General features: G+C 65.9%; 3 protein-coding genes. All 3 read right to left on the reverse strand.

Features of this window, described 5'->3' with window-relative positions; all coding sequences use genetic code 11:
• Positions 1 to 58 precede the first annotated feature (58 nt).
• The 3 genes from EOA33_RS33735 to EOA33_RS33745 all read right to left on the reverse strand — a co-directional run bounded on the left by EOA33_RS33735 (position 59) and on the right by EOA33_RS33745 (position 1,963).
• Positions 59 to 685: a CDGSH iron-sulfur domain-containing protein gene (locus EOA33_RS33735; RefSeq protein ID WP_126057236.1), complete on the reverse strand. Its 627-nt coding sequence runs from the start codon at positions 683 to 685 to the stop codon at positions 59 to 61.
• A 238-nt stretch (positions 686 to 923) separates the two neighbouring features.
• The gene (locus tag EOA33_RS33740; RefSeq protein WP_126057237.1) at positions 924 to 1,295 is read right to left on the reverse strand and encodes a hypothetical protein; all 372 of its coding nucleotides are present in this window, start codon (positions 1,293 to 1,295) and stop codon (positions 924 to 926) included.
• Between the two features lie 320 nt (positions 1,296 to 1,615).
• Positions 1,616 to 1,963: a hypothetical protein gene (locus EOA33_RS33745; RefSeq protein ID WP_126057238.1), complete on the reverse strand. Its 348-nt coding sequence runs from the start codon at positions 1,961 to 1,963 to the stop codon at positions 1,616 to 1,618.
• Positions 1,964 to 2,021 lie beyond the last annotated feature (58 nt).

A 2,021-nucleotide genomic window follows, 5' to 3' on the forward strand; every position in this document is an offset into this window, starting at 1 on the left:
ATGGCAAACAGCTTGACAGCCAAGACAGTCGCTCTCCCCGTGAACGGGGAGAAGGACGCTACCCCACGAACCCCACCCTTTTATGCGAATTGTCACAGAACGGCTTGTTGGCTGAATGGCCGCAGCGGCAGAGGAAAACCCGCGTGGCGCGGTCGATGGTGTGGCCGGTGCCGGTGACGATCTCGGCATTGCCTTCGAGCTTGAGCGGACCGTTGACGGTCGGCGTGATCTTCAGTGGCCCGTCGCGGGCTTCGAGCGCAGGCGTGTCCTTCAGCGGCGGCTCGCCGGTGGCGGCAAAGCCCGCCTTGATATGGCTGTTGTCGCAGAACGGCTTGTTCTGCGACTGGCCGCAGCGGCAGAGCGTGGCGCGATGGAAGGTCTCGTCGCCGAGCACGATCTCGCCATGCACGGCCAGTGGGCCGTTTTCGCGCAGCCGCACGGTGTTGACCACCGGCGGCTTCTCCTGCGGTCCGCCATCCTTGCGATGGTAGGTGATGGCGCCGGACGGGCAGTTCTCCGCCAGCGCCACGACCTTCTCGACGCTGGCCGCCTCGGGGTGGATCCATTCGCCCTTGGCGTTGGGCACGAAGACGTGCGGATTACCGAGCACGCAGTTGCGCGAATGGATGCAGCGCTTGCCGGAAAAGGAGACGTCGACCTTCTCGCTTTCGACCGTGCCTGCCATGGGTGGGGTCTCCTCTTGGGTGGAGACAGGCTAGGGCGAGGGTGGGAAGGGCGTCAAGTTGGCTGGAACGCCAAGTCTCCCCCCTTGAGGGGGAGATGGCCGCGAAGCGGCCAGAGGGGGTCGTTGCGCGTGAAGCGCCGACCTTGGCTCTCGCAGGAAGGGGCGCTTGCGTTTTACGCGAAGCGACCCCCTCTGTCGCCTTCGGCGACATCTCCCCCACGAGGGGGGAGATTATCGCTCACTCCACCAGGTTGATTTCCTCGGTCTCGCCGCCGCTGCAGGTGTAGCAGCAGTCTTCGCATTTTTCCTTGTTGCCGGGGCCGACGCCCCAATAGGTGCCCTCGTCGCCGTCGACCCATGCGCCGTAGCAGATCGATTCGCCCTCATCGCAGGAGATCGGCAGTTCCTTGGTCTCGCCGTCGTCGAGGTAGAAATCCTTGCCATTGCCCGGCCAGACATAGTCGCGGTCCTGGCTGTAGAGCTCGAGCCGCATGGCATTTGGATGGCCGTTCCTGATCTCGAAAGTGACGTCGCCGGCATGAGCGGCCGGCGCGGCCAGCGTGGCGATGAAGAACGCCGCAGCGATGCGGCGGGCGGTGAAGAAAGTCATGGCAGTCCCCCGAAAAGAATCGGCCCCCATGGCCGATGGCGGGATGATGGCATGGCGCGAGCCAATGCCAAGGGGCGGTGGCGAAATAACGGGCGGAATTTTGGGATTGGCGAAAGCGGCGGTGCCGGCCGATCTCCCCCCTTGAGGGGGACATGGCCGCGAAGCGGTCAGAGGGGGTCCTCGCGCGTGAAGCGCCAGCGTCATCTCTTGTCGCGCACAGCGTCTCTTGTCGCGCACAGCGTCGGCGCTCGACGCGCGGCGACCCCCTCTGTCGCCTTCGGCGACATCTCCCCCTCATGGGGGGAGATCGGCGCCCCCCGTCACTCCGCCAGGTCGATCGTCTCGGTGGAATGCTCGACGCAGATGAAGCAGCATGTATCGCAGGGCTGGTCGTTGTCGGGGCCGACGCCGGCGGAGACCTGGTCGTCGCCATTGACCCAGGCGCCCCAGCAGATGTTCTCGCCCGGATTGCAGGAGATAGGCACGGATTTGCGTGCGCCCGGACGGATGAGGAAGACCTTGTCGCCGCCCGGCCAGACCGTGTCGCGGTCGCGGCTGAACAGTTCCAGCGCGACGCCCTGCGACCGCTGGTTCCTGACGAACACCGACATGTCGTCGGCCTGGGCCGGCGTGGCGAGGAGAAGGGCGGCGAGCAGAGCGCGAATCATGGTGGGTCCCGGGGGAGTAGAGCACGGGTGGGGGAGCCGCGCGTCCTCCCCTTCTCCC

Origin of the sequence: Mesorhizobium sp. M4A.F.Ca.ET.050.02.1.1, from assembly GCF_003997725.1 — a bacterium.
Taxonomy (GTDB): Bacteria; Pseudomonadota; Alphaproteobacteria; order Rhizobiales; family Rhizobiaceae; genus Mesorhizobium.

What these genes read in the sequence shown, in the direction of transcription:
- EOA33_RS33735 (WP_126057236.1), bottom strand. Translation starts at nt 685, where the DNA reads ATGGCAGGCACGGTCGAAAGCGAGAAGGTCGACGTCTCCTTTTCCGGC.
- EOA33_RS33745 (WP_126057238.1), bottom strand. Translation starts at nt 1,963, where the DNA reads ATGATTCGCGCTCTGCTCGCCGCCCTTCTCCTCGCCACGCCGGCCCAG.
- EOA33_RS33740 (WP_126057237.1), bottom strand. Translation starts at nt 1,295, where the DNA reads ATGACTTTCTTCACCGCCCGCCGCATCGCTGCGGCGTTCTTCATCGCC.